Genomic DNA, 26,003 nt, shown 5'->3' with positions numbered 1-26,003 from the left:
GGCCGCATAAGCCGCATAAGCAGGTCGCCCGAAGCGGGCCGCACAAGCAGGTTGGTGCCGGAAAGGGTCTGAGGTGCCTGAGCTACCGGAGGTCGAGGTCGTCAGGCGCGGCCTCGCGCAGTGGGTCACCGGGCGCGAGATCGCCTCGGCGGAGGTGCTGCATCCCCGCGCCATCAGGCGGCACGCGCCCGGAGCCGACGAGTTCGCCGCGCGCCTCAAGGGCCGCACGGTGCTGTCCGCCGAGCGGCGCGGCAAATACCTGTGGCTCCCGCTGTCGGGCGCCGAGGAGGCCCTGCTGGCCCACCTGGGGATGAGCGGCCAGCTGCTGGTCGTCGAGCCCGACTCGCCGCTGGAGAAGCACCTGCGGGTACGCCTCCGCTTCGAGGACGGCGGCCCCGACCTGCGCTTCGTCGACCAGCGGACGTTCGGGCACGTCATGCTGACCGGCCTGGCCGAGGGCGTCCCCGAGCCGATCGCCCACATCGCCCCCGACCCGTTCGAGCCGGTGTTCGACGACGCGGAGTTCGCCCGCAGGCTCAGGGCCAGGCACACGGAGATCAAGCGCGCGCTGCTCGACCAGTCGCTGATCAGCGGCGTCGGCAACATCTACGCCGACGAGGCCCTGTGGATCGCCCGCCTGCACGGGGCCCGGCAGACGGAGACGCTCACGCGTCCCAAGATCGCCGAGCTGCTGGCCGGCGTCCGTGCCGTCATGTCCTCCGCGCTTCAGCAGGGCGGCACCTCGTTCGACAGCCTGTACGTCAACGTCAACGGCGAGAGCGGCTACTTCGAGCGCTCGCTTGAGGTCTACGGCCGGCGCGACCTGCCCTGCTCCCGCTGCGGCACCGCGATCAGGCGCGAGCCGTTCATGAACCGCTCGTCCTACTCCTGCCCCAGATGCCAGCGACGGCCGCGGTGATCACGGCGAGCCCGGAGCCCAGCCACATCACCGCGGTGGTCGACACCCCGTCCACGACCCGGCCGCCGGCGAACGCGCCGAGCGCGATGGAGACGTTGAAGGCGCCGACGAAGAGCGCCGTGCCGAGCTCCCCGCCGCCCGCACGCATGATCCACAGCTGCAGGGTCACCCCGACGCCCCCGTAGCCGAAGCCCCACACCAGCAGCACGACCAGCGGCAGGCCGATCGAGGCCAGCGCCGCCGTGGCGAGCGCGATGAGGGCGGCCAGGGCGATCAGGACCGGCTTGGGGTTCCTGGCCGCCCACGCGCCGGCGGCGAAGTTGCCCGCCACGCCCGCGGCGCCGTACAGGAGCAGGATCGTGCTGACGAGGGCGGGCCCGGCGTGCGAGACCTGCTCCAGGAACGGCCGGACGTAGGTGTAGGCCGCGAAGTGGCCGGACACGACGAGCACGGTCATGACGAGGACGGTCTTGAGCGGCCCTGAGAGCCATCCGCGCCGCGGTCCCGAGGTCCGGGCAGGGGCCTCGCCCGGAAGGGGCGGCAGGGTCGCGTACAGGACGGCGACCAGGGCCAGCGCCACCACCCCCATCGCGGCGAACGCGCTGCGCCACCCCGCGAACGACGACACGAACGTCGCCGCGGGCACCCCCAGCACCGACGCCACCGACACCCCGGCCAGGATGATCGACGTGGCCCGCCCGACGGACCGTTCCGGCACCAGCCGCGTCCCGAGGCCGGCCGCGAACGCCCAGAACCCGCCGATGCTCACCCCGGTCAGCACCCGGGCGGCCAGGATGACGGGGTAGCCGGGCGCGAACGCGCCCACCAGGTTGGCCACCGCCAGCAGCGCCATCAGCCCGATCAGGATGGCCCGCCGGTCCAGCCGGCGGGCGGTGAGCGCCAGCACCGGCGCGGACACGGCGGCGACCAGCCCGGGGGCCGACATCATCAGCCCGGCCGTCCCGTCGGACACCCCGAGGGTGGCGCCGATCGAGGTCAGCAGGCCGACGGGCAGCATCTCGCTGGTCACGATGGTGAAGGTGCCCACCGCCACCGACGACACGGCGAGCCAGCGCGCCCGGGTGGCGGAGGAGACATCGGTAATGGTCATGCCCCCAGCCTCGGGTTCGGCGCCGGACGGGAACAATGACGAAGTCCGAAGGCTTGGTTTAGGCAGGCTAAGCGATCCGGGGGGATGGGGATGGAGTTCAGGGAGCTGGAGTGCTTCGTGGTGCTCAGCGAGGAGTTGCACTTCGCGCGTACGGCCGAGCGCCTCTATCTGTCGCCCGGCCGGGTGAGCCAGCTCATGCGCTCGCTGGAGACCAGGATCGGCGGAAGGCTCTTCGAGCGCACCAGCCGCAGGGTGCGCCTCACGCCCCTGGGCGAGCGCTTCCTGGCGGACCTGCGCCCCTCCTACGACGGCCTGGCCGACGCGGTGCGCCGGGCCAAGGCGGCCGCCCGCGAGGTGACCGGCCGGCTCAGGGTCGGCTTCCTGGCCACGCCCACGGAGGTCGTCACCGGCAGCGTGCGGGCCTTCGAACGCCGGTATCCGGAGTGCGAGGTGGAGCTGGTGGAGATCCCGCTCTCGGACCCCTTCGGCAAGCTGCGCGCCGGGCAGGTGGACCTCGCGTTCACGCTGCTCCCGGTGAACGAGCCGGATCTCGCGACCGGCGAGGGGCTGAACGAGGTCGGCTACCAGCTGGGCGTCTCCATCCGCCATCCGCTGGCCGCCCGCCCGGGCATCGCCGCGGAGGAGCTGGCGAACGTGCCCCTGATCGGAATGGACGGCCCGGCCCCGCGCACCTGGCGCGAGCGGATCGCACCGTCCGTAACCCCTTCCGGACGTCCGATTCCCCGGGCCGGCACCGTGGCGACCAGCCAGGAGGGCCTGACCCAGGTGGCGCTCGACCGGGGTGGCATGCTGTTCTGCGCGCCGACGGCGGCCCACCACCGGCGGCCCGACGTGAGCTTCGTCCCCGTCGCCGGGCTGAGCCCGTCGGTCATGGGCCTGGCCTGGGTGAAGGCGGCCGAGACCGCCGCCGTGCTGGCGTTCGACGAGGCGGCCGTCGGGCACGCACACCGGATGGAGTCCCTTGTGGCCTGACGGGAGATGAAATGCAGGAAAACAATGACAACTCACGGCTGACCGCCTGGGTACGGGGCAGGGTCCAAGGGGTGGGGTTCCGCTGGTGGACCCGTGCGCGCGCACTGGAGCTGGGGCTCGTGGGATGGGCGCGCAACACCGAGGACGGACGGGTGGAGGTGGTCGCGGAGGGCCCGCGCGAGGCGTGCGTCAAGCTGCTGGCGCTGCTCAGAGGTTGCGACACGCCGGGCAGGGTCGATGGAGTAGTGGAACGTTGGAGTGAACCCCGAGGTAGTTTGGGTGGGTTTGTGGAGCGGTAGTGGCTTCCGTTTAACCGCTCAAATAGGGTATAGTTGTATGTCGGGAGTGCCCATCAGTAGGGCTCAGCGGTTCGTTCGACTTGACCGCCCACACTGCCGGTGCGACTCTTGTTAGGTACCACGCGCACCCCTCCCGCGGAATAGAAGTGCGCGAACCAGTCTGGTCACTCAGCGTGGAGGACCCTTTACCATGGCGAAGGCTCTACTCGGCCACGTCGGCGGTCCTGACCCTCGGATGGTCTCGGAGATGCGCCGCCTGCAGCAGCGTATCCGGGATCTGGAGGCAGAACTCATCCGACTTCAGGCCACCAATGACGCTCTTGCGGCGCAAACCCGCGACGAGGCACTAAGCCGCATGCAAGAGCGCGAGCCGGCACTCACCTGAGAGTGATCGGAGCGCAAGACCCCAGGGACGTCTCAAAGAGGCGTCCCTTGTTATTTGCGCATATTCGGAAAGCTTCCTTTGCCCAGGTCGGGCCGGCGTGTACCGCACCGGCCCGCGTGGGGCAGTGAGGACCAGTAGGCTTTCCGGAGTCCGCATCAGGCAGAAGGGGGCCGCGCTTGTATTTGAAGACCCTCACCCTGCGCGGCTTCAAGTCTTTCGCCTCGGCGACCGCCCTGCGTCTCGAGCCGGGCATCACCTGCGTCGTCGGCCCCAACGGCTCGGGAAAGTCCAACGTCGTCGACGCCCTGGCCTGGGTCATGGGCGAGCACAGCGCCAAGTCGCTGCGCGGCGGCAAGATGGAGGACGTCATCTTCGCCGGCACCTCCTCCAGGCCGCCGCTCGGGCGCGCCGAGGTGACGCTGACCATCGACAACTCCGACGGCGCGTTGCCGATCGACTACACCGAGGTCACGATCAGCCGGCTGATGTTCAGGTCGGGGCAGAGCGAATACGCGATCAACGGCGACACCTGCCGCCTGCTCGACATCCAGGAGCTGCTGTCCGACTCCGGCATCGGCCGCGAGATGCACGTGATCGTCGGCCAGGGCCAGCTCGACGCCGTCCTGCACGCGGGGCCGGAGGACCGGCGGGCGTTCATCGAAGAGGCCGCGGGCGTGCTCAAGCACCGCAAGCGCAAGGAAAAGGCGCTGCGCAAGCTCGACTCCATGCAGGCCAACCTGACCCGAGTGCAGGACCTCACCACCGAGCTGCGCCGCCAGCTCAAGCCGCTGGGCCGGCAGGCGGAGATCGCCCGCAAGGCCGCCGTCATCCAGGCCGACCTGCGTGACGCCCGGCTGCGGCTGCTGGCCGACGACGTGTGCATCCTGCGCACCACGCTGCAGCGCGAGGCCGCCGACGAGGCCGCGATCACGGAGAGGCGGCACAAGGTCGAGGCCGAGCTGGCCGAGGGCCAGCAGCGCGAGGCGGCACTGGAGACGGCCGAGGCCGAGACCCAGCCGCGGCTGAGCGCCGCGCAGGAGACGTACTTCCGGCTCTCGTCGCTGCGCGAGCGCATCACCGGCCTGGCGCAGCTCGCCGCCGAGCGCCACCGGCACGCGCTCGACGCCGCCGCCATCGAGCGCCGCGGCCGCGACCCCGAGGACCTCGAACGCGAGGCCGCCGAGGTGCGCGAGCGGGAGCTGATCCTCAGGGCCGAGCTGGAGCAGGCGCAGGAGCTGCTGGAGGAGGCCGTCCAGCGGCGGGCCGAGGCCGAGGCCGAGCTGAGCGCCGAGGAGCACCGCCTCGCCCTGGCCGCCCGGGCCGCCGCCGACCGCCGCGAGGGGCTGGCCAAGCTGCGCGGCCAGGTCGATTCCGTACGGAGCCGGACGCGGGCCGCCCAGGAGGAGATCGGGCGGCTCCAGCAGTCCGTGGCCGACGCCACCGGGCGCGAGCGGCGGGCCAGGGAGGACCTGGAGGCGCAGCGGCTGGAGGAGCCCGCGGTCGATCCCGCGCTCGCCGAGGAGCTGGCCACGGCGCAGGCGCTGGTGGAGGAGGCCAGGGCGGTCGCCGACGAGGCGCGGGCGGCGGCCGAGGAGGCCAAGGCGGGCCTCGACGCGCCACGCGCCGCCCTGCAGGCCGCAAAATCCGGGATGACCACCGCGCGCGCCGCCGACCAGGAGGCCCAGCGGTCCGTGGCCGCGCTGATCGCCCGCCGGGACGCCCTGGAGCTGGGGCTCGCCAAGGGCGACGGTGGCGCGGCCCTGCTGGAGGCGGACCTGGCCGGGGTGCTGGGGCCGCTGGCCGCCTCGATGCAGGTCACGCCCGGCGCGGAGCCGGCGGTGGCGGCCGTGCTGGGCCCGGTCGCCGAGGCCGTCGCGGTCAAGACCCTCGACACGGCCGTCGAGGCCCTCGACCTGCTGCGCGCCCAGGGCTCGGGCCAGGCGACCCTCCTGGTGGGGGCGGACGGCGACCAGGCCCGGCGCGCCCGTACGACCGCTCCCGAGGGCGGCCAGTGGGCCGCCGACCTCGTCACGGTCCCCGACCACCTGCGGCCCGCCCTCGACCACGTCCTCGCGGACGTCGTGGTCGTGGCGGACCTCGAAGCCGCCCGCGCGGTCGTCGAGGGCCACCCCGGGCTCAGGGCGGTCACGAAGGCGGGCGACCTGGTGAGCGCGCACCTGGTCAGCGGCGGCTCCGAGGGCGGCACCTCCGTGCTGCAGGTGCGGGCCGCGTTCGACGAGGCCGTCAGGGACCTGGAGGAGGCCGAGAGCCGGGCGGAGGAGACGGTCGTCGTCCTCGACCAGGCGGTCGAGCAGGAGCAGGCGGCCCAGGCGGCGCTGGAGGCCGCCCAGGCGAAGGTCAACGAGGCCCAGACCGCCGTCACCACCGCGCAGGCGGGCGTGAGCGCCGCCCAGGGGGCCCTCGACCAGGTCAGGGGCCGCCAGCGGGAGGCCGACCAGCGCAACGCCGCCGCCGCCAAGCGGCTGGCCCAGCTCGAGGCCGCCGCCAACGCCGCCCGCGACGAGGCCGAGCGCCTGGCCGTGAGCGTCACCAAGGCGGAGGAGGCCCGCGCCGAAGGGCTGGAGGAGCTGGCCGAGCTGGAGATCCGCCTGGCCGAGGCCGAATACGCCCAGGAGCTGGAGTCCGAGCCCACCACCGACCTCCGCGACGACCTGGCCGGCGCCTGCGAGGCCGCCAGGCAGCGCGAGATGGACACCCGCCTCCAGGTCCGCACCGCCGAGGAGCGGGTCAAGGGCATCGAGGGCCGCGCCGACGGGCTCGTCCGGGCCGCCCAGCGCGAGCGCCAGGACCGCGCCCAGGCCGCCGCCCAGCGCGCCAGGCGCCGCCGGCAGGCCGCCGTGGCCGAGGCCGTCAGCAAGGGCGCCAAGCAGGTGCTCAGGGAGCTGGAGTCCTCCATCCGGCTCGCGTCGAGGGAGCGCGACGAGGCCGACCTCGCCAGGGTCGCCGTCGACGCCGAGCTCAAGCAGGTGCGCCTGCGCGTCCGCGAGCTCGGCCAGGAGCTGGACAAGCTGGTCAACCGGGTGCACGGCAGCGAGGTCGCCCGCACCGAGCAGCGGCTGCGGCTGGAGCAGATGGAGCAGCGGGCGCTGGAGGAGTTCGGGGTCGAGATCGAGGCCCTGATCTCCGAGTACGGGCCCGAGGTCCCGGTCCCCGGCGACCCGCCCGTGCCCTACGTGCGCGAGGAGCAGGAGAAGCGGGCCAGGGCCGCCGAGCGGCAGATGAACCAGCTCGGCAAGGTCAACCCCCTCGCCCTGGAGGAGTTCGCGGCGCTGGAGGAGCGGCACGCGTTCCTCACCTCGCAGCTGGAGGACCTCAAGAAGACCAGGCGCGACCTGCTGACCGTGGTCAAGGAGGTCGACGACCGGGTGGAGCAGATGTTCGCCTCGGCGTACGAGGACGTGGCCCGGGAGTTCGAGCAGATCTTCACCAGGGTGTTCCCTGGCGGCGAGGGGCGGCTGGTGCTGACCGAGCCGGCCGACATGCTGACCACCGGCATCGAGGTCGAGGCACGGCCGCCGGGCAAGAAGGTCAAGCGGCTGTCGCTGCTGTCGGGCGGGGAGCGCTCGCTGACCGCCGTGGCGTTCCTGATCTCCATCTTCAAGGCGCGGCCCTCGCCGTTCTACGTGATGGACGAGGTCGAGGCCGCGCTCGACGACACCAACACGCAGCGGCTGCTGACCCTGTTCGAGGAGCTGCGGCAGAGCTCGCAGCTGATCGTCATCACCCACAACAAGCGCACGATGGAGATCGCCGACGCGCTCTACGGCGTCTCGATGCGCGGCGACGGCGTGACGCAGGTCGTCAGCCAGCGACTGCGCGAACGCGAGCCGGCCTGACCCTGGCCCCTGCCCGGCGGCGCGCCGGACAGCCGGTCGGAGGGCGTGAGTTGGGCCTGATCGGTGGTGCCTTGGGCATGACCATGCCGGTCGATCTGGAAAACTGACATCTTGTGGATGGTTACCTCGGCGTCATAGTGATCGTGGCCGTCGTCGCCCTGCTGGCGGCCGGCGGCCTTCTGCTGTACTTCAAGCCGGGTCGCAAGGCGGCCCCGCCGGTCAAACCGCCGGAGAAACCCGTTCTTCCCGAGCAGGAGGAGCGGCCCGCGGGAGTGGCGGGCGAGGAGGGCGAGGGCGCGACCACCACGCTGCCGCCCCCGGTCAAGCCCGCCGAGCCGGCCGTCGTCACGCCCGAGATCGAGGTGCCGCCGCCGTCCGCGGGCCGGATGGTGCGGCTGCGCTCACGGCTGGCACGCTCGCAGAGCGCCCTCGGGCGCGGCCTGCTGGAGCTGCTCTCCCGCGACCGCCTCGACGACGACGTGTGGGACGAGGTCGAGGAGAAGCTGATCACCGCCGACGTCGGCGTCGCGCCGACCCGCGTGATCGTCGACGACCTGCGCACCAAGGTCAAGGTGCTGGGCAGCCGCACCCCCGAGGAGCTGCGCGGCCTGCTGCGCGAGGAGCTGCTGGCCCAGATCGACCCCGACCTCGACCGCACGCTGCGCATCCAGAAGCACGGCGAGCGGCCGGCGGTGGCCCTCGTCGTGGGCGTCAACGGCACCGGCAAGACCACCACCACGGGCAAGCTCGCCCGCTCGCTCGTCGGCGACGGCAAGAAGGTCGTGCTCGGCGCGGCCGACACCTTCCGTGCGGCCGCCGCCGACCAGCTCCAGACCTGGGGCGAGCGGGTGGGGGCCGACGTCGTGCGCGGTCCCGAGGGCGGCGACCCGGCCTCCGTGGCGTTCGACGCCGTCGCCAAGGGGATCGAGGAGAAGGTCGACGTGGTCATCGTCGACACCGCGGGCCGCCTCCACACCAAGACCGGCCTCATGGACGAGCTGGGCAAGGTCAAGCGGGTCATCGAGAAGAAGGCCACGGTCGACGAGGTGCTGCTCGTCCTCGACGCCACCACGGGCCAGAACGGCATGCGCCAGGCCCAGGTGTTCGCCGAGGTGGTCAACATCACCGGCATCGCGCTGACCAAGCTCGACGGCACCGCCAAGGGCGGCATCGTGATCTCCGTGCAGCGGGAGCTGGGGGTGCCGGTCAAGCTCGCGGGGCTCGGCGAGGGGCCCGACGACCTGGCGCCGTTCGACCCTGAGGTGTTCGTGGACGCGATCCTGGGAGAGTGACGCGAAACGATTCGGGCGCGCGGTAATTGTCCGGATAATAGCCATTACCAGATAAACAATTGTTTGAGAGCTTCTCACGTGCTGACATGTAGCGGTCATCAATGATCGCTCGTTCCGCGCAAAGGGGCGCCATGAAGAAGATCGTCGTTCATCGGCCAGGAACCGTGAAGCCGACCGCAGCGGCCGCGCCGAGGCACAGCGCCTGAGCCGCCCGGCCGGCGTCTCGTGGGGCGCCGGCCAGCACGGAAGGCCTTTCGTGGACACGATCTCCCTTGACGCCGACCGCCGGATCGGCGGCCCCTACACTTTCGCGGCCGGGCTCCTCGGCCACTTGGTCCCCCGGGCGCTGGAGCGCCGGCCCGAGCTGGTCGCCGCGCACGACATCGAGATCCGCACCGCCGCGCCGCAGCTGCGCGCGTCCGTCCCCGAGCGCAGGAGCTCGCTGGCCGGCCGCCTGCCCCAGGGGCAGCGCATCCTCGTGCCCGGCGCCCGGCGCAGCCTCAGGATCGCGAACGGGCTGGCCGAGTTCGTCCGCGACCACCTGCGCGACGCGGGCCCGCTCGCGCTCACCGTGACGAACCTGGGCGCGGCCGACCCCACCGACACCGAGCTGGTGGCCGTGCTGCGGCGCAGGCTCGACCCGGGGCTGCTGCGCATCGACGAGGGCCCGACGGCCCCCGGTGCCGGACCGCTGTGCGCGGACTTCGACCGTTTCCGCGACGAGGGCTTCCATCACGCCATGGCCGAGTCGGGCCTGGCGGTGCTGCGCGGGATGGCGTACGAGGACGACCCGGAGGGCTGGCAGCACCTCCTGCAGCGCGTCGCCGGCGCCCTGGAGGCCATCGAGCGCGAGGACGAGGCTCGCGAGCTCTACGACCGGGCCAGGCGCGTGAGCACCGAGCCCAAGCACCGCGCCACCGTCGCGTACGCCACCGCCATGATCCTCGTACGCCACCACGACCCCGCCCGGCGCGACCCCGAAGAGGCCCTGGCCTGGATCAACGAGGCGATCACGATCACGTCGCTGCTGCCCGACCGCCGCGAGCGGGCCTTCCACCTCGGGTTCGACCTCAACGGCAAGGCCCTGGTCGAGGTGCGCATGGGCCGTCACGAGGCGGCGATGGAGCTCGTGCGGCAGGCCATCGACCTGGCGGAGACGGACCTGGCCGGCGAGCACCCGATCCACCGGCTCGTGCTCCACGCCAACAGGGGGCAGCTCCTGGCCATGGCGGGCCGGACGGAGGAGGCGCTGGCCGACTACACGCGGGCCGTCGAGGCCGACCCCGGCTACCCCGACTACTACCTCGAACGCGGCAACCTGCTGCACCGGCTCGGCCGGTCGGAGGAGGCGCTGGCCGACTACGAGGCGGTCATGCGGCTCAGCCCGCCCTTCCCCGAGGCGTACTACAACCGGGCCGAGGTCCGGTTCGCCGCGGGCGATCTCGACGGAGCCCGCGCCGACCTGGACCACACGCTGGAACTGGACCCCGAGTTCGCGCCCGCGTACGTGAACCGCAGCGGGATCAGCGTGGTGATGGGCGACTACGCGGGGGCCAGGCAGGACGTGGTGCGCGGGCTGGGGCTGACGCCCCGCGACGCCCACCTGCTGTGCGTGCTCGGGCAGGTGGAGCTGGCCGAGGGCAGGCGCCCGGAGGCGCGGGCCGCGTTCGACGGGGCGCTGGAGGCCGATCCCGAGCTGGTGGCGGCCTGGGCGGGCCGGGCCGAGCTGGCCTTCGAGAGCGGCGACCACGACGCGGCGCTGGCCGACCTGACCCACGCGCTGAAGCTGGCGGAGACGGCCGAGCTGCTGTTCAACAGGTCCGTGGTCCACCGGGCCGCGGGGCTGGCGGACAAGGCCAGGGACGACCTGCTCAGAGCCACGGAGCTGGCCCCTGACGACGAGGAGGTCAGGCGCGCTCTGGCCCAGGCGTGATCGCCGCCGCGGCGGGTCAGGCCCGCGGCTGCGCGGGGTGCGAACGCGGCCGGATCGGCACCACGAGAGGCGTCCCCGCCACCGGATCCTCGATGACCTTGGCGTCCAGCTCGAACACCTCGCCCAGCAGGTCCTCGGTCAGCACCTCGTGCGGGGTGCCCGCGGCGACCACCCGCCCGGCGCGCATGGCCACCAGCCGGTCGGCGTAGCGGGCGGCCAGGTTGAGGTCGTGCAGGACCATGACGACCGTGCGGCCCGCCTCCTGGTGCAGGTGCCGTACGAGCTCCAGCACCTCCACCTGGTGCGCCAGGTCCAGGAACGTGGTCGGCTCGTCGAGCAGCAGCAGGTCGGTGCCCTGGGCCAGGGCCATGGAGATCCACGCCCGCTGCCGCTGGCCGCCCGACAGCTCGTCCAGCGGCCGTTCCGCCAGGTCGGCCAGGCCCGTCATGTCCAGGGCGGCCGCGACGGCGCCCTCGTCGTCCGAGGACCACTGCCGGTACCACGTCTGGTGCGGATGCCTGCCCCTGGCCACCAGATCGGCCACGGTCAGCCCCTCCGGGGCGCTGGGCGCCTGGGGGAGCACGCCGAGGACCTTGGCCACCTCGCGGGTGGGGATCTTGTCGATGCGCTTGCCGTCCAGCAGCACCTCGCCGCCCTGCGGCTTGAGCAGGCGGCCCAGCGCGCGCAGCAGCGTGGACTTGCCGCAGCCGTTGGGACCGATGATCGTGGTCACCGTGCCCGCCTCGATGCCGAGGTCGAGCCCGTCGACCACCAGGCGTTCGCCGTACCCGAGCTTGACGCCGGCGGCCTGCAGCCTCATTTGCGTGACCTCCAGATCAGGTGGATCAGGTAAGGGGCGCCCAGCACGGCCGTGACGATGCCGACCGGCAGCTCCAGCGGGGAGAACGCGGTCCTGGCGATCAGGTCGGCGGCGGTGGTGAGCACGGCGCCCACGACCGCCGAGCACAGCAGCGGCGGCTGGGCGGAGCGGGTGAGCCTGAGCGCGATCTGCGGTGAGGCCAGGGCCACGAACGCGATCGGGCCGGCCGAGGCGGTGGCCACGGCGGCCAGCAGCACGGCCGCCAGGATCATCAGCGCGCGGGCCAGGTTGGTGCGGACGCCGAGCGCGGTCACCGTGTCGTCGCCGAAGCGCAGGGCGTCGAGGGAACGGGTGCCGAGCAGGGTCAGCGGCACCAGCACCGCCAGGGCCAGCGCGGTGGGCAGCACGTGCTCCCAGCCGCGGCCGTTGAGCGAGCCGCTGATCCAGACCATGGCGCGGCCGGTGTCGTTGACGTCGCCGACGGTCAGGAGCCAGAACTTGATGTTCGTGAACACGGCGGCCACGCCGATGCCGACCAGGACCAGCCGGTAGCCGTCCAGGCCGCGGCGCCACGCCAGCCCGTACACGACGGCCGCGCCGACCAGGCCGCCGAGCAGGGCCAGGGCGGGGATGCCGACGGTGGCCAGCAGGCCGCTGGCGCCGCCGTACGCGCTGCCGCTGGCCACCACGCCGGCCACGACCGTGACCGAGGCGCCGGTGGTGACGCCGAGGATCTCGGGGCTGGCCAGCGGGTTGCGCGCGATGGACTGGATGATCGCGCCGGACAGCGCGAGCGCCGCGCCGACGAGGGCGCCGGTGAGGGCGCGCGGCAGGCGCAGCTCCATGATGACGAAGTGGGCGGCGCTGTTGACGTCGAAAGTGCCGGAGATCACTTCCGGCAGCGTCATCGGGATCTCGCCGATGCGCATGTTCAAGGCCATGAGCACGACGATCAGGGCCAGGCCGATCAGGGAGACGGCGACGCCGCGCAGCCGTACCCGCCAGGACACGGCGCCGGCGCGCAGGGAAAGAGTGGTCATCACAGTCGCACGGGCTTTCTGCGCCTGACGAGCGCGACGAAGAACGGCGCGCCGAGCAGCGCGAGCACCACGCCCACCTCCAGCTCTCCCGGCGGGGCCACCACGCGGCCGATCACGTCGGCGAGCAGCAGCAGCGCCGCGCCGATCAGCCCGGAGAACGGCAGCAGCCACCGGTGGTCGGTGCCCGACAGCGGGCGGGCGAGGTGGGGCACGATCAGGCCCACGAACGCCAGCGAGCCGCAGGCCGCGACGGCCGCCCCCGACAGCAGGGTGACCGCGACGACGCCGACGGCGCGGGTCGCGGAGATGTTCTGGCCGAGGCTCCTGGCCACGTCCTCGCCGAGGGAGAGCGCGTTCAGGCCCGGCGCGTTGACCATCGCGAGCACCAGGCCCACGAGGATGAACGGCAGCACCTGCCAGACCACGTCCGAGCCCCTGGCCGCGATCGAGCCGGCCTGCCAGAAGCGGAAGACGTCCATCGCCTGCTCGTCCAGCAGCACGATGGCCGAGGTCAGCGCGTACAGCAGGGCGCTCACGGCGGTGCCCGCCAGCGCCAGCGTGACGGGGGTGGGGCCGCCCCTGCCGCCCACCATGCCCAGCGCGAACACCCCGACGCTGGCGACCAGGGCGCCCGCCAGGCCGAACCAGATGTAGGCGAGCAGGCTGGAGGTGCCGAGCAGGATGATCGAGGACACCATCGCGAACGCCGCCCCCTGCGTGACGCCGAGCAGCCCCGGATCGGCGAGCGGGTTGCGGGTGTGGCCCTGCATGAGCGCGCCCGCCACGCCGAGCGCGATCCCGGCGAGGACGCCCAGGGCGGTCCTGGGCAGGCGCAGCGAGCGGATGACGATGTCGTTCTCGGTCCCGGTGGGGGCCGTGAGGGCGTGCCAGGCGTCGGCGAGCGGCACGGACTTGGAGCCGACCGTGATGCTCAGCACGATGGCGACCAGCACGGCGGCCAGCAGGGCTAGGAGAACGGTGAGCCGCCTGTGCCGGATGCCATGGAGGCGCGGGGCCACGGCGGTCGCACTCACCCACGTCCTCCTCAACATTTGCTCGATCACGGTGAAGTATGCCAGCTTAGGCAGACCTAACCTAATTTAGGTTTGCCTTACTTTGGGATTCGGGAAAGGGATCTTATGAGACCGTTGCGCATGCTGGCCGGGGTTCTCCTCGTGGCGGGGCTTTCGGCCTGCGGTTCCGGGGGGACCACGGCGGCTCCCTCTTCCGCTGCCCCGTTCAGGACCGTCAAGCACGCGATGGGCGAGACCGTGATCCCGGCCCAGCCGAAGCGGGTGGTGGCGCTCGACCAGAGCTTCGTCGACGCGGTGCTCACGCTGGAGACGCCGGTGGTGGGGTACACGACGTACCGGTCGCTCGACGACAAGCTGCCCGCCTACCTGGGGACCGTCGCCGGGCAGTACGGCAAGGAGGCCACCCCGGTCGGCTCGCTGGAGCAGCCGAGCCTGGAGAAGATCATGGCGCTGAAGCCCGACCTGATCGTCTCGGCGAAGGTCCGGCACGAGGCCCTGTACGACAAGCTGTCCAAGATCGCGCCGACCGTCTTCAGCGAGACCACCGGGGCCATCTGGAAGGAGAACCTCCGGCTCATGGGACAGGCCCTGGGCAAGGAGCAGCTCGCCGACACCAGGATCAAGGAGTACGAGGGACGAGCGGCCAAGATCGGCGCGGCCATCAAGGCGAAGGACGGCGAGCTGCCGACGATCTCGGTCGTGCGGTTCGCCGGCGAGCCGACAGTCAGGCTTTATGTTGAGAAGTCCTATTCCGGGCTGGTGCTGAAGGATGTCGGGTTCCCGCGGCCCGAGGGGCAGCCGACCGAGCAGGACGCCATCGCGGTGGACATCAGCCAGGAGCGGATCGCGGACCTGGACGCCGACCACATCTTCGTCTCGACATATCAGGATCCGTCGGCGGAGGGGCCGAAGGAGAAGTTCGTGAACAACCCGCTCTGGGGCAAGCTCAAGGGCGACAAACACGATGTCGCTGACCTGACCTGGATGACCGCGGTGGGCATCCAGGGGGCGCACGCGATCCTGGACGACGTGGCCAAGCTCTTCGAGGTGGACCCGGCCAGGGCCTGAGCCCCTTCAGTCCGGCAGGAACGCGCGGAGCTCGTCCAGATGGGGTTCGACGTCCAGGCCCTGGTCGGCGAGCCACTGCGGGTTGCCGTACGTGCCCCGGTAGCGGTCGCCGCTGTCGCAGACCAGGGTGACGATGCTGCCCCGCTCGCCCGCCGAGCGCATCTCCTGGATGAGGTCCACGCAGGCCGCCATGTTCGTACCCGTGGAGCCGCCGACGTCCAGGCCCGTGACCTCGCGCGTCCAGTGCATGGCGGCGATCGAGCGGGCGTCGGGGACGGCGATCATGCGGTCGATGACGGACGGCTGGAACGACGGCTCCACGCGCGGGCGGCCGATGCCCTCCACGCGGGAGCCCCGCGCGGTGACCGAGGTGTCGCCGGAGACCCAGCTCGGGTAGAAGGCCGAGCCCTCCGGGTCGACGACGGCCAGGCGGGTGGGGTGGCGGCGGTAGCGGATGTAGCGGCCGATGGTCGACGACGTGCCGCCGGTGCCGGCGCCCACCACGATCCACGAGGGCTCCGGGTGGGGCTCCATGGACATCTGGGAATAGATGGACTCGGCGATGTTGTTGTTCCCGCGCCAGTCCGTCGCCCGCTCCGCGTAGGTGAACTGGTCCATGAAATGGCCGCCGGTCTCGGCGGCCAGACGGTGAGATTCCTCATAGATCGCGCCGGGGTCGGTCACGAGGTGACACTTCCCGCCGTAGAACTCGATGAGGTGACACTTCTCCGGCGACGTGGACGCGGGCATGACCGCGATGAACGGCAGTCCCAGCAGGCGGGCGAAGTACGCCTCGCTCACGGCGGTGGATCCGCTCGACGCTTCCACGATCGTCGTGGTGGGCCCGATCCAGCCGTTCGCCAGGCCGTACAGGAACAGAGAACGAGCAAGTCGATGTTTGAGTGAACCCGTCGGGTGTACCGATTCGTCTTTCAAGTAGAGGTTTACACCCCAGTGCGAGGGCAGCGGAAAGACGTGCAGATGTGTGTCGCAGCTACGGTTGGCATCGGCCTCGACCTTGCGTATGGCGTCTGTCACCCAGTGGCGCGCAGCAAGGTCGTGACGGTCCACAAAACTCATGCCCATACGCTATCCCATGTGACTCTTGCCACTATTACTGCGAAATTGGGTGGGTAGTGTTATGATACTGAGACTTGTCCGGCCGTGGACGTGACCACACACGCCGCGAGCAGATGGACGAAACCCCCCTCTGACCAAGGCGGAGCCTCTAACGCGTCCCTTACCTGGGACTTGCCATGATGGAAACCGCCCGCAGGCGGCTTGTGCCGAAACGGGGGATAGCGCAAGGGGGAATGAATTGATCACTATGACCGATGAGCAGCGTCAGGACTGGTTCGAGCGCGATGTCGTGCCCGTGACGTCGCAGCTGTTCGCCTCCGCCATGCGCCTCACCCGCAACGCCGCTGACGCGGAGGACCTGGTGCAGGAGACGGTGGCCAAGGCGTACACCTCGTACCACCAGTTCCGGGAGGGCACCAACCTCAAGGCGTGGCTGCACCGGATCCTCACCAACAACTTCATCAACGACTACCGCAAGAAGCAGCGTTCGCCCAAGCTGTCGGCCGCCGAGGACATCGAGGACTGGCAGCTGCACGCCGCCGAGTCGCACAGCTCGACGGGCCTGCGCTCGGCCGAGACCGAGGCGCTCGACCGGCTGCCCGACAGCGTCGTGATGAACGCCCTGCGTTCGCTGCCCGAGGACTTCCGCGTGGCCGTCTACCTGGCCGACGTGGAGGGATTCGCCTACAAGGAGATCGCCGACCGCATGGGCACGCCGATCGGCACGGTCATGTCCCGCCTCCACCGGGGCCGCCGCCAGCTGCGGGGCATGCTCGAGGAGTACGCCCGCGAGGAAGGCGCCGTACGGCTCCCCGCCCAGCGCGCCGCGTGAAGACCCCTATGACCCCATCATGAAATGAAGGCGGACGCGTAACACGCCGCCTTCATTGCGCAGCTGCACGAGATCGCAGAGCTGCCGGCTGATCCAGAGCCCGTATCCCCGAGGGGATTCGGGCTCAGGTGGTATGTAGCCGGGTAACGGGTCGTCCAGGGCGCCGCCCGGGTCGGCGATCTCGCAGACCAGCTCCCCGTCGCTCACCCACATCGTGACCATGCCGTGCCCGGCGCCGTGCTCGATGCTGTTCGCGGCGATCTCGGACACGCTGATCACGAGCGAGGTGATCAGGTTGCGGTCCATGCCGGCCGCCCTGGCGTAGTCGCCCACGCTCCGGCGCAGCCGCTTCAGCTCGCGGGCGGTGAAGGGGATGGTCTCGGCGCCGTCGGCCGGCGCGGGCAGGGGGGCGCGGTCGCCGTTCAGGACCAGCTCGTGGGGCTCGACGAAGCGGGTGCTGGCCGCCTCGCCGTCCGGGCCCAGCAGGAGCGGATGGCTGACCGGGCCGAAGTCGAGCGCGGTCCTGGGGGCGCGGCGCACGTCGTACAGGCACAACATGATCGCCGCCGCCGGGCGGAGCGCGGCGTTGACCAACGACTCGTAGCGGATCAGCTCCCTGATGTCGCGCTCGGTCCTGCCCTCCCAGTCGGGCTCGCCGATGACGAGGGTGCGGCGGTCGCGGGTGTACTCGTGATAGGCGGCCAGGGTGCGGTACGGGTGGCCGTACCAGCCGGTCGAGACCCGGCTGTCGATGCGCCCGGCGTCGCGGCCGAGGGCGTCGTGCAGCAGGGCGAGCTTGTCGGCGCACGTGATCACCAGCACGTGCCTGCCCTCGTCGAGGGCGGAGCGCACGCGCGGGGTGGCGAGCCTCACGAAGGTCTCGTCCGAGTCGTGCGGCACCGCGATGTGCCGGAGCGACTCGCCGTCCGAAGGTGCCCGGTCAGGGCGCACGGGCGAAACGTAGCAAGCGCTAGAGGTGCTGCGCAACGGCTATCAGCGCCACCGCCCCGAGCGCGCAGGCCACACCGGCCACCTGGATGGCCCGCAGCCGCTCTCCGAGCACCTGTCTGGCCAGCAGCAGGGTGCTCGCCGGGTACAGCGACACCAGCACGGCGACCAGGCTGAGCAGGCCGCCCCGCTGGGCCAGCAGGTAGAGCACGTTGGCCGCCATGTCGAGCACGCCCGCCGCCACGATGATGTGCAGGGAGCCCGGCCCCGGCCTGAGCGCGCGCCGCGTGACCAGGGCCAGCAGCGCCACCGTCGTGATCGACGACACTCTGGCGCCGACCAGCGGCCACAGCCCGGCGTCGTCCGGCGCCATGGCCAGCAGGATGAAGAACCCGCCGAACCCGGCCCCGGCCGCCAGCGCGGTCAGCACCGAGGCGCGCGAGCCCCGGCGTTCGGTGGACCTGTCCTGGCTGACCAGCAGCACCGAGCAGAGCGCCAGCGCCACGCCCACCAGCGCCCAGAACGCCGGCCGCTCGCCCGTCGCCAGCCCGAACACCACGGGCAGCGCCGCCGAGGTGACCGCGGTCGTCGGGGCGACCACCGACATGACGCCCGTGGCCAGCGCCCGGTAGAACAGCACCAGCCCGGCCGCGCCCGACAGGCCCGCCGCCAGGCCCCACGACAGGGCGGCGGCGCCGGCCGTGCCGGGCAGCACCGGCAGCAGGGCCAGGATCAGCACCAGGCCCGCGACCTGCGACAGCACGACGACCGACAGCACCTGGGATCGGCGGGTGGCCAGGCCGCCGAAGAAGTCGGCCGTGCCGTACACCACCGCGCAGGCGGTCGCCAGGATCACCGTCACCGGTATGCCTCCCTTGGTTCAACAGGTTGCACTGTCAGTACAACACATAGAGTACATTCCATTGCAAATCCACTTCACTAGACTGCACTGCGTGGAAGATCCAGACCTGATCAACCAGGCCATCGCCAACAACGTCCGGGCCCAGCGGGCACACCGGGGGCTGACGCTCGACGCCCTCGCCGCCAGGTCGGGGGTGAGCAGGGGCATGCTGGTCCAGGTCGAGCAGGGCAGGACGAACCCGAGCGTCTCCACCCTCACCCGGATCGCCTCCGCCCTGGGCGTCACCGTGGCCCGGCTCGTCGAGGTCGCCGACGTGCCGACGGTGCGGATCGTGAGCAAGGCCGACGTGGTCACGTTCGACCAGGGGGACGTGCGGGCGCGGCTGCTGGTCGGCGCCGACGTGCCGATGATCCTGGAGCTGTGGGACTGGCGGATGCCGCCCGGCGAGCACCACGACGGCGACGCCCACCCGCCGGGCACCCGCGAGATGCTGACCGTCCTGGACGGGGAGCTGACGCTCACCGTGTACGGCAAGAGCTACGTGATCGGCAAGGACGACGCGGTGCTCTTCACGGCCGACCGGCCCCATCGCTATGCCAACCGGGGCACCGAGGACCTCAGGTTCGTGATGGTCGTCGCGGAGCCGCGCGACACCCATGACCAATGACCGTTTGGAAAACCTCGGTAACAGCCAGTAAAGTTTGCGATCGCTGAGGCTGATGTGACAGGAGGTGTGCGATGGCGGTGCCCTATGACGCGCGCCTGATGACCGTGTCGCCGTGGCCCCCTGCCGGCCGGGTCCCCTGCGCGGGCCGATGACCGGCCTCCCCGCAGCCGGACGGAGCAGACCAGTGGCTTTGGACGGCTGATGGCTCGTTGTGGGTACATCCCTGGTGTGGCGGAATGTGGGCAGGGGGTGGCGTGTGAGTGAGGCCCTTGCGGCGACGGAGAAGCTCCAGTCGGAGCTTCGCGCTCTGGGCGTCACCAGCGCGTACGAGGTAGGGGACGGAGCGACTATCTCGGTATGGATAGGCCTGGTCGTTCGGTATAGAGATGGTTTTTACCGTTGGCAGGAAGGACCGGTGAAACGTCGGCATCTGGGTACGGATCCGGTCGGATGTGCCATGCGCGTGGCGCGCCGCTACAAGGAACTGCAGGCCGATATCCCACTCTGGTGGGACGACCTGGCCAGGGAATTGCGGGGGAAACCGGTCCAGGACTATCCATAGGCCCCCGCGCGCGGCGCTTCGGGGGGAACCATGCGCGTATGGGCTGTGCCGCTGGCCCTGCTCGCTCTGGCGGTCTGCGTCACCTGCTCGGTGGCGAGCCACCAGCAGAAGGAGCCGCCGATCGCGCCGTACAAAGCGGCCGTCGTCGATCCGGCGGTGCTCGCCAAGCGGCTGGTGTCGATGCAGTACGGCTCCGGCTGGCCGCGCAGCCGCAAGTTCGACTGCTCGAAGCTCAAGTGCGTGGCCCTGACCTTCGACGACGGGCCCGGCGAGTACACCGCGCGGCTGCTCGACCTGCTGCGCAAGCGTGACGTCAAGGCCACGTTCTTCGTCATCGGGCAGATGGTGGCGGCCGACAAGGGCGGCCACCTCGTCCGGCGCATCGTCGAGGACGGCCACGAGCTCGGCAACCACTCCTGGAGTCACCCCGCCCTCGCCGGGCTGTCGCACGACGCCGTGCAGCGGCAGCTCCAGCACACCAACGACCTCGTGTTCAAGCTGACCGGGGTGCGGATGCACATCATGCGGCCGCCGTACGGGTCGACCAACGCCGCGGTCGCCGCGGAGGCGCGCCAGGAGGGGCTGGCGGAGATCCTCTGGAGCGTCGACACCCTCGACTGGCTGCACCGGGTCCCCGCGGCCGTCACGCGGCGGGCCGGTGAGGCCAAGCCCGGATCGATCGTCCTCATGCACGACATCCACCGCACGACGGTCGAGGCCGTGCCCGCCATCCTCGACCTCCTCGCCCGGAAGGGCTTCACGTTCGTCACGGTGTCGGAGCTCTACGGCAGGACGCCGTCGCCTGGGCGGACGTACACCGAGCGGTGACCCGAGCTGTCGGTGCGGCGTGGCACCCTTGGGAGCATGGGTTTCAGCGGCTTCCCTGATGAGGCTTTCCTGTTCTACGAAGGGCTCGAGGCGGACAACTCGAAGACCTACTTCACGCGGCACAAGCACCTCTACGAGGAGGCGGTGCGGGAGCCGATGCTCGCGCTGACGGACGAGCTGGCCGCCGAGTTCGGGGCGGCGCAGCTCTTCCGGCCCTATCGTGATGTGCGCTTCTCCAAGGACAAATCGCCGTACAAGACCCATCAGGGCGCATTCGTGGACCTCCAGCCGGGGATCGGGCTCTACGTGGAGCTGAGCGCGGCCGGGATCTACACGGCCGGGGGCTTCTACACCCAGGCGCCCGACCAGGTGGCCCGCTACCGGGCCGCGGTGGACGAGGACCTGACCGGCAAGCCGCTGGAGTCGATCACGGGGGAGCTGGTGTCCGCCGGTTACGAGCTGGGCGGGGAGCGCCTCAAGACCAAGCCGCGCGGCTTCTCGGAGGACCATCCGCGGATCGGGCTGCTGCGGCACAAGTCGCTCTACGCGGGGGTGCGCTGGGAGCCGGAGCCGTGGGTGCACACGGCGGAGGTGCGGGAGCGGGTGTCGCGGACGTGGCGCGCGTACGGCTCCCTGGTCGACTGGCTCTGCACCCACGTCCGCGGCAGCGAACTCCCCCGCCGCTGACCCCCCGCTCGCCGGGCGCCGGGTCGGCGGGGTGTGGTGCGGGGCAAGCGGTCAGCGGGGGGCGGTGGTCGTGATCTGGTCGCCCTTGAGGATGCGATCGACGGTTTGGCCGGCCGCCGAGGTGGCGGCGGTGGTGCCGGCCGCCACGACGATGGCCAGGGTCGGGGCCGCCAGGCTGCGGATGCTGCGCAGGTTGCGGACCCGGGCCCACGGCTCCCCGGCCAGGTGCATGACGCGCCACTCCCAGTACAGCCCCAGCCCGACGCAGACCATGGTCACCTGGCCCACCACGATCCCCACCACCTGCACCTTGTCGAAGGCCCCGATGTCCGGCTCCACCAGGGTGGACAGGTAGCCGGACAGCTCCGTGAGCAGGGCCGCGGCGATCAGGTGGAGGGCCTTGGTCATCGGCTGGGTGCCGCGCAGGCGCGGGTAGAAGTAGCCGAACAGGAAGCCGAAGGCCGGCAGCGTGACCAGGTAGCGCGCGTCGAAGATGAAGCTGGTGAGGTCGGTCCCGTCCGGCCACCCGTACACGATCGCGAACGGCAGGCTCAGCAGCAGGCTCACCGCGAAGGCGTGTACGCCGTTGTGCCAGGGCGTGCACCCGGCGGCCGTGGCGAAGGCGGTCTCCGGGTGTCGGCCGTGCTGCCGCAGCGCCTCCTCCAGGGCGTCCCGCCGCTCGTCGAAGTCGGTCATCGACATCTCGCCCGAGCCGATGCTGCCCCGTCCGACGCGGTACAGCTCCTGCTCGGCCACCAGCAGCAGCCGCTTGTGCAGGGCGGCCCTGATGAGCCGGCGGTGCTCCTCCTGCGAGACGGGCTCGGTGAGCACGGGGCGCGGCCCGGAGAGCAGCCAGCGCGCGCTCGCCCAGGCGACGATCGAGGTGATCGCCAGCAGCGGCAGCGGCACGTCGATGTCCGCCAGGGTCGTGCTGCCGCCGGGCGTGATGTACAGCACCATCAGTACGGCGATCATGGTCGACTCGGCGACGGGGTTGTCGATCGCGGAGAGCTCGTCGCCGAGCCGCCGCAGCCGCAGCACCAGCATCAGGAAGCCCAGCAGCAGCAGCCCGAGCACCCCGCGCACGAGCGGGGTGAGCACCAGGCTGCCGATCCTGGGCTCGGGTTGCGAGACCGCCAGGCTCCACGACCCCGAGTCCAGCCATTCGGTGGGCCAGCCCTGGACCAGCAGGCTCACGATCACCGCGCCGGCCACCGCGCCGCGCGTCCACTGCCTGGTGGCCACGGCGATGGCGGCGACCGGGATCGCGGCCCAGCTCAGCGCCAGCATCAGGCGGACGCTGTCGGGCGGGTACACCCCGTTCAGCAGCGCCCGCAGCCACAGCGCGAGCGCGAGCAGCCCGACCGCGGCCTCCGCCGACAGCACCGCCAGCCGTACGATCACCGGCCTGACCCCCAGGTCCACACTGAACGCCACCGCGGACCCGGCCGCGGCCACGGCCGCCACCGCCCCTCCGGCCAGCAGCGTCTGCCCCGGCAGCTGCCCGTGCAGCCACGACCAGGCCAGCATGCCGAGCCCGACCACCACGCCCAGCCCGGTCGTGACCAGCAGGTCGCGCGGGTTCCACGGCGGGCTGGTGGGCAGCACCCGTCCCGCGTGCCGCAGCGCGAGCGCGGGCACCGCGACGAAGAGGATCACGTACGCCACCGCCGACCAGTCCTCGGCGAACAGCGGGATCAGCAGCGTGGGCGCCGCCAGCAGGAGCCCGGCGAACAGCTCCCTGTTGGCCAGCCGCGCCCACCACCCGCTCCCGAGCGAGCGCAGCAGGAAGGCGACGAGAGCGATCGCGGTGAGCACGCCGAGCGCGGTGGCCCACGAGAAGTCGTCCTCCACGACCGTGTCGGCGAACCCGAACGAGTCCGGCGCCAGCGTCAAGCTCACCGGGTACGCCCCGACGGTGAACTCCAGCCGCTCCTCCTGCTCCCGCTCCGGCGTGATCCCCGCCAGCCGCAGCACCGTCCATTCACCGGGCAGCACCGCGATCGAGCGCGAGGTGACGATCAGCGGCACCGCGTCGGGCGCGGTGAAGTCGAGCGTCAGCAGTTCGTCCGCCTTGACCTGCCGCAGCAGCGTCACGGCGAACCTGGCCGTGGTCCCGGCGGCATCGGAGGTCAGGATCGGCGCCAGGCGTGTCGTGGGCGCCAGCCCGGGTCCGCCCACCTTGATCGCGCCGAACGCGGCGTCGGTGACCTGCTGCAGCGTGCCCGGGAACCCGCTGCCCTGGCGCAGCGCCTCCGTGAGCGGATCCTTGGGCGCCAGCCGGAGCCGGTGTACGACGGTCACCTTGACCTGCCGCTGGCGGGGATCGATCCGCCCCTTGGGCACCGGATCCAGGTCGCGCTCAGTCGCCCTGGCGAGCGTCACCTCGGTGGTCGCCTTGCGCGCCCAGCCCACGACGGGGTCGGCGCGGGCGGCGGCCGCCACCCACGGGTTGGGCGCCGCCGTGCTCTTGAGCGGCGCGGGGCCCGCCACCGGTCTGGCTACGACGGTGCACCAAACGATCGCCCCCAACGACACCAGAGCCAGCCCGAACGCGGTTGCCATCCGGAGCTTTCCCACAAAGTGGATGATTCTCCGGAATGGCAGAAGGTTCTATGTCAAGGGGTCACGGTGTGATTACAGCTTTTCACCATGACCCCTTTTCTTGACCGGCGGGCTCATTCATCGCCCATGGCGAGGCCCAAAGCCTGACCAAGTGGGCTTACACCGAAAAAGGCGACGAAAAAGCTCAGGCGCGCTTGGCGCGGGCCGCGGCGCGACCGCGCGTGGCGGCGTCGAGCACGACCTTGCGAATGCGTACGTGCTCCGGAGTGATCTCCACGCACTCGTCCTCGCGGATGAACTCCAGCGCCTGCTCCAGCGAGAGGACGCGCGGCGGGATCACCTTTTCGGTCTCCTCGCTGGTGGAGGAGCGCATGTTGGTGAGCTTCTTCTCCTTGGTGATGTTCACGTCCATGTCGTCGGACCGGGAGTTCTCGCCGATGATCATGCCCTCGTAGACCTCGGTCGTCGGCGAGACGAACAGCGTGCCGCGCTCCTGGAGGTTGAGCATCGCGAACGCGGTCACCGGGCCGGACCTGTCGGCCACCAGGGAGCCGTTGTTGCGGGTGCGCAGCTCGCCGAACCAGGGCTCGTACGAGTCGAACACGTGGTGCACCAGGCCGGTGCCGCGCGTCTCGGTGAGGAACTCGGTGCGGAAGCCGATCAGGCCGCGCGCCGGGACCACGAACTCCATCCGGATCCAGCCGGTGCCGTGGTTGGTCATGTGCTCCATGCGGCCCTTGCGCACGGCCAGGAGCTGGGTGACCGCGCCGAGGTATTCCTCGGGGCAGTCGACCGTCAGGCGCTCGACCGGCTCGTGGACCTTGCCGTCGATGGTCTTGGTGACGACCTGCGGCTTGCCGACGGTCAGCTCGTAGCCCTCGCGGCGCATCTGCTCCACCAGGATGGCCAGCGCCAGCTCGCCGCGGCCCTGGACCTCCCAGGCGTCGGGCCGGTCGGTGGGCAGCACGCGCAGCGACACGTTGCCGACCAGCTCCTTGTCGAGGCGGTCCTTGACCATGCGGGCGGTGACCTTGGAGCCCTTGACCTTGCCGACCAGGGGCGAGGTGTTGGTGCCGATGGTCATCGAGATGGCCGGCTCGTCCACCGTGATCAGCGGCAGCGGGCGCGGGTCGTCGGGGTCGGCCAGCGTCTCGCCGATCATGATGTCGGGGATGCCGGCGATGGCGATGATGTCGCCGGGGCCCGCCTCCTCGGCCGGCTTGCGCTCCAGGGCCTCGGTCATGAGCAGCTCGGTCACCTTGACGCGCTGGATCGTGCCGTCGGTGCGGCACCAGGCCACCTGCTGGCCCTTGCGCATGATGCCCTGGTGGATGCGGCACAGCGCGATGCGGCCGAGGTAGGAGGAGGCGTCGAGGTTGGTGACGTGGGCCTGGAGCGGCGCGCTCGGGTCGTACGTCGGCGCGGGGATGGTCGACTTGATGATGTCGAACAACGGCTCGAGGTCCGTCGAGTCGGGCATGCCGCCGTCCTCGGGGCGTTCCATGGAGGCCCGGCCGGCCTTGGCGGAGGCGTAGACGATCGGGAAGTCGATCTGCTCCTCCGTGGCGTCGAGGTCCATGAACAGCTCGTAGACCTCGTCCACGACGTCCTTGATGCGGGCGTCGGGGCGGTCGACCTTGTTGATGCACAGGATGACCGGCATCTTGGCGGCCAGCGCCTTGCGCAGCACGAAGCGGGTCTGCGGCAGGGGCCCCTCGGAGGCGTCGACCAGCAGCACCACACCGTCGACCATCGACAGGCCGCGCTCGACCTCGCCGCCGAAGTCGGCGTGGCCGGGGGTGTCGATGATGTTGATGGTCATGCCGCCGTGCTTGACCGCGGTGTTCTTCGCGAGAATGGTGATGCCCTTCTCGCGCTCGAGGTCGTTGGAGTCCATGACGCGGTCGTCGACGTCCTGGTTGGCGCGGAAGGCCCCGGACTGCCAGAGCATGGCATCGACAAGCGTGGTCTTGCCATGGTCGACGTGCGCGATGATCGCGATGTTCCGCAGGTCGTCGCGGCTGTTCAAAGGCATGATGACGTCTCGCTCTGTGGTCGTGGGGTCGGCCGCGCGAAGTCGCGGCCTTATAAGTCTAGTTGATCCCCTCTGATGACAGCGCGAGGTGAGGGGTCCTCAGCGGCGAGCGGCGTGCGGTCCACGTACATAGCCGGTTGCACAATTGTGCGCATGGCAAGCCGGGCCGCCGTCCCTAGATTATCG

General features: G+C 71.1%; 21 protein-coding genes. 12 read left to right on the top strand and 9 right to left on the bottom strand.

What is annotated here, in order from left to right; translation table 11 throughout:
- Positions 1 to 73: 73 nt before the first annotated feature.
- Positions 74 to 919: a bifunctional DNA-formamidopyrimidine glycosylase/DNA-(apurinic or apyrimidinic site) lyase gene (gene mutM, locus H4W80_RS26585; RefSeq protein WP_192787581.1), complete on the top strand. Its 846-nt coding sequence runs from the start codon at positions 74 to 76 to the stop codon at positions 917 to 919.
- Here mutM and H4W80_RS26580 read toward each other — a convergent pair.
- Entirely contained in the window at positions 867 to 2,030 is a 1,164-nt protein-coding gene (locus tag H4W80_RS26580; RefSeq protein WP_192787580.1) for an MFS transporter, read from the bottom strand. The two genes, mutM and H4W80_RS26580, sit on opposite strands and share 53 nt — an antisense overlap.
- A gap of 90 nt (positions 2,031 to 2,120) precedes the next feature.
- Here H4W80_RS26580 and H4W80_RS26575 point away from each other — a divergent pair, with 90 nt between their 5' ends.
- The 6 genes from H4W80_RS26575 to H4W80_RS63795 all read left to right on the top strand — a co-directional run bounded on the left by H4W80_RS26575 (position 2,121) and on the right by H4W80_RS63795 (position 10,789).
- Positions 2,121 to 3,023, top strand: coding sequence for a LysR family transcriptional regulator (locus tag H4W80_RS26575; protein WP_192787579.1), 903 nt, complete (start codon positions 2,121 to 2,123; stop codon positions 3,021 to 3,023).
- Positions 3,024 to 3,034: 11 nt separating this feature from the next.
- Positions 3,035 to 3,322, top strand: coding sequence for an acylphosphatase (locus H4W80_RS26570; RefSeq protein ID WP_192787578.1), 288 nt, complete (start codon positions 3,035 to 3,037; stop codon positions 3,320 to 3,322).
- Between the two features lie 190 nt (positions 3,323 to 3,512).
- Positions 3,513 to 3,707 carry a hypothetical protein gene (locus H4W80_RS26565; protein ID WP_090938435.1) on the top strand — a complete coding sequence of 65 codons (195 nt, stop codon included), beginning with the start codon at positions 3,513 to 3,515 and terminating at the stop codon, positions 3,705 to 3,707.
- Positions 3,708 to 3,883: 176 nt separating this feature from the next.
- A complete protein-coding gene (gene smc, locus H4W80_RS26560; protein WP_192787577.1) occupies positions 3,884 to 7,564 on the top strand; it encodes a chromosome segregation protein SMC in 3,681 nt (1,226 codons plus the stop codon).
- A gap of 113 nt (positions 7,565 to 7,677) precedes the next feature.
- On the top strand, positions 7,678 to 8,856 hold the full coding sequence (ftsY, locus tag H4W80_RS26555; RefSeq protein WP_192787576.1) for a signal recognition particle-docking protein FtsY: 1,179 nt from the start codon (positions 7,678 to 7,680) through the stop codon (positions 8,854 to 8,856).
- Positions 8,857 to 9,112: 256 nt separating this feature from the next.
- Positions 9,113 to 10,789, top strand: coding sequence for a tetratricopeptide repeat protein (locus tag H4W80_RS63795; protein WP_192787575.1), 1,677 nt, complete (start codon positions 9,113 to 9,115; stop codon positions 10,787 to 10,789).
- 16 nt (positions 10,790 to 10,805) lie between these two features.
- On the opposite strand, the gene H4W80_RS26545 is transcribed toward H4W80_RS63795, so the two are convergent.
- Genes H4W80_RS26545 through H4W80_RS26535 form a run of 3 tightly spaced genes read right to left on the bottom strand, consistent with a single transcriptional unit; the run spans position 10,806 to position 13,683 of the window.
- Positions 10,806 to 11,609, bottom strand: a complete 804-nt coding sequence (locus H4W80_RS26545) for an ABC transporter ATP-binding protein (RefSeq protein WP_192787574.1) — start codon at positions 11,607 to 11,609, stop codon at positions 10,806 to 10,808.
- A complete protein-coding gene (locus tag H4W80_RS26540; RefSeq protein ID WP_192787573.1) occupies positions 11,606 to 12,649 on the bottom strand; it encodes a FecCD family ABC transporter permease in 1,044 nt (347 codons plus the stop codon). Before H4W80_RS26540 ends, H4W80_RS26545 begins: the two co-directional genes overlap by 4 nt.
- Complete coding sequence (locus H4W80_RS26535; protein ID WP_318787070.1) at positions 12,649 to 13,683, bottom strand: FecCD family ABC transporter permease; 1,035 nt, start codon at positions 13,681 to 13,683, stop codon at positions 12,649 to 12,651. Before H4W80_RS26535 ends, H4W80_RS26540 begins: the two co-directional genes overlap by 1 nt.
- 225 nt (positions 13,684 to 13,908) lie before the next feature.
- On the opposite strand from H4W80_RS26535, the gene H4W80_RS26530 reads away from it, so the two are divergent.
- On the top strand, positions 13,909 to 14,751 hold the full coding sequence (locus tag H4W80_RS26530) for an ABC transporter substrate-binding protein (protein WP_225963675.1): 843 nt from the start codon (positions 13,909 to 13,911) through the stop codon (positions 14,749 to 14,751).
- 6 nt (positions 14,752 to 14,757) lie between these two features.
- Here H4W80_RS26530 and H4W80_RS26525 read toward each other — a convergent pair whose 3' ends face one another.
- The gene (locus H4W80_RS26525; RefSeq protein ID WP_192787570.1) at positions 14,758 to 15,831 is read right to left on the bottom strand and encodes a PLP-dependent cysteine synthase family protein; all 1,074 of its coding nucleotides are present in this window, start codon (positions 15,829 to 15,831) and stop codon (positions 14,758 to 14,760) included.
- 247 nt (positions 15,832 to 16,078) lie between these two features.
- Here H4W80_RS26525 and H4W80_RS26520 point away from each other — a divergent pair, with 247 nt between their 5' ends.
- Positions 16,079 to 16,663: a sigma-70 family RNA polymerase sigma factor gene (locus H4W80_RS26520; RefSeq protein WP_185068057.1), complete on the top strand. Its 585-nt coding sequence runs from the start codon at positions 16,079 to 16,081 to the stop codon at positions 16,661 to 16,663.
- 6 nt (positions 16,664 to 16,669) lie between these two features.
- Here the strand turns inward: H4W80_RS26520 and H4W80_RS26515 are convergent, their stop codons facing one another.
- Both H4W80_RS26515 and H4W80_RS26510 read right to left on the bottom strand, forming a co-directional pair.
- On the bottom strand, positions 16,670 to 17,614 hold the full coding sequence (locus H4W80_RS26515) for an anti-sigma factor RsbA family regulatory protein (protein WP_192787569.1): 945 nt from the start codon (positions 17,612 to 17,614) through the stop codon (positions 16,670 to 16,672).
- A gap of 19 nt (positions 17,615 to 17,633) precedes the next feature.
- Positions 17,634 to 18,473: an EamA family transporter gene (locus H4W80_RS26510; protein ID WP_192787568.1), complete on the bottom strand. Its 840-nt coding sequence runs from the start codon at positions 18,471 to 18,473 to the stop codon at positions 17,634 to 17,636.
- 91 nt (positions 18,474 to 18,564) lie between these two features.
- Here H4W80_RS26510 and H4W80_RS26505 point away from each other — a divergent pair, with 91 nt between their 5' ends.
- The 3 genes from H4W80_RS26505 to H4W80_RS26495 all read left to right on the top strand — a co-directional run bounded on the left by H4W80_RS26505 (position 18,565) and on the right by H4W80_RS26495 (position 21,217).
- Positions 18,565 to 19,140, top strand: coding sequence for a helix-turn-helix domain-containing protein (locus H4W80_RS26505; RefSeq protein ID WP_192787567.1), 576 nt, complete (start codon positions 18,565 to 18,567; stop codon positions 19,138 to 19,140).
- A gap of 592 nt (positions 19,141 to 19,732) precedes the next feature.
- Entirely contained in the window at positions 19,733 to 20,530 is a 798-nt protein-coding gene (locus H4W80_RS26500) for a polysaccharide deacetylase family protein (protein WP_192787566.1), read from the top strand.
- Positions 20,531 to 20,566: 36 nt separating this feature from the next.
- Positions 20,567 to 21,217 (top strand): DUF2461 domain-containing protein, encoded by a 651-nt coding sequence (locus tag H4W80_RS26495; protein ID WP_192787565.1) that lies wholly within the window; start codon positions 20,567 to 20,569, stop codon positions 21,215 to 21,217.
- Positions 21,218 to 21,268: 51 nt separating this feature from the next.
- Here H4W80_RS26495 and H4W80_RS26490 read toward each other — a convergent pair whose 3' ends face one another.
- Positions 21,269 to 23,782: a hypothetical protein gene (locus H4W80_RS26490; protein ID WP_192787564.1), complete on the bottom strand. Its 2,514-nt coding sequence runs from the start codon at positions 23,780 to 23,782 to the stop codon at positions 21,269 to 21,271.
- A gap of 184 nt (positions 23,783 to 23,966) precedes the next feature.
- On the bottom strand, positions 23,967 to 25,817 hold the full coding sequence (gene typA / locus H4W80_RS26485; protein ID WP_192787563.1) for a translational GTPase TypA: 1,851 nt from the start codon (positions 25,815 to 25,817) through the stop codon (positions 23,967 to 23,969).
- Between the last annotated feature and the right edge of the window lie 186 nt (positions 25,818 to 26,003).

The sequence above is a fragment of the Nonomuraea angiospora genome (assembly GCF_014873145.1).
Taxonomy (GTDB): domain Bacteria; phylum Actinomycetota; class Actinomycetes; order Streptosporangiales; family Streptosporangiaceae; genus Nonomuraea; species Nonomuraea angiospora.
Note: the sequence above shows the minus strand (reverse complement) of the source record. Positions and strands in the feature narration are given on the sequence as shown.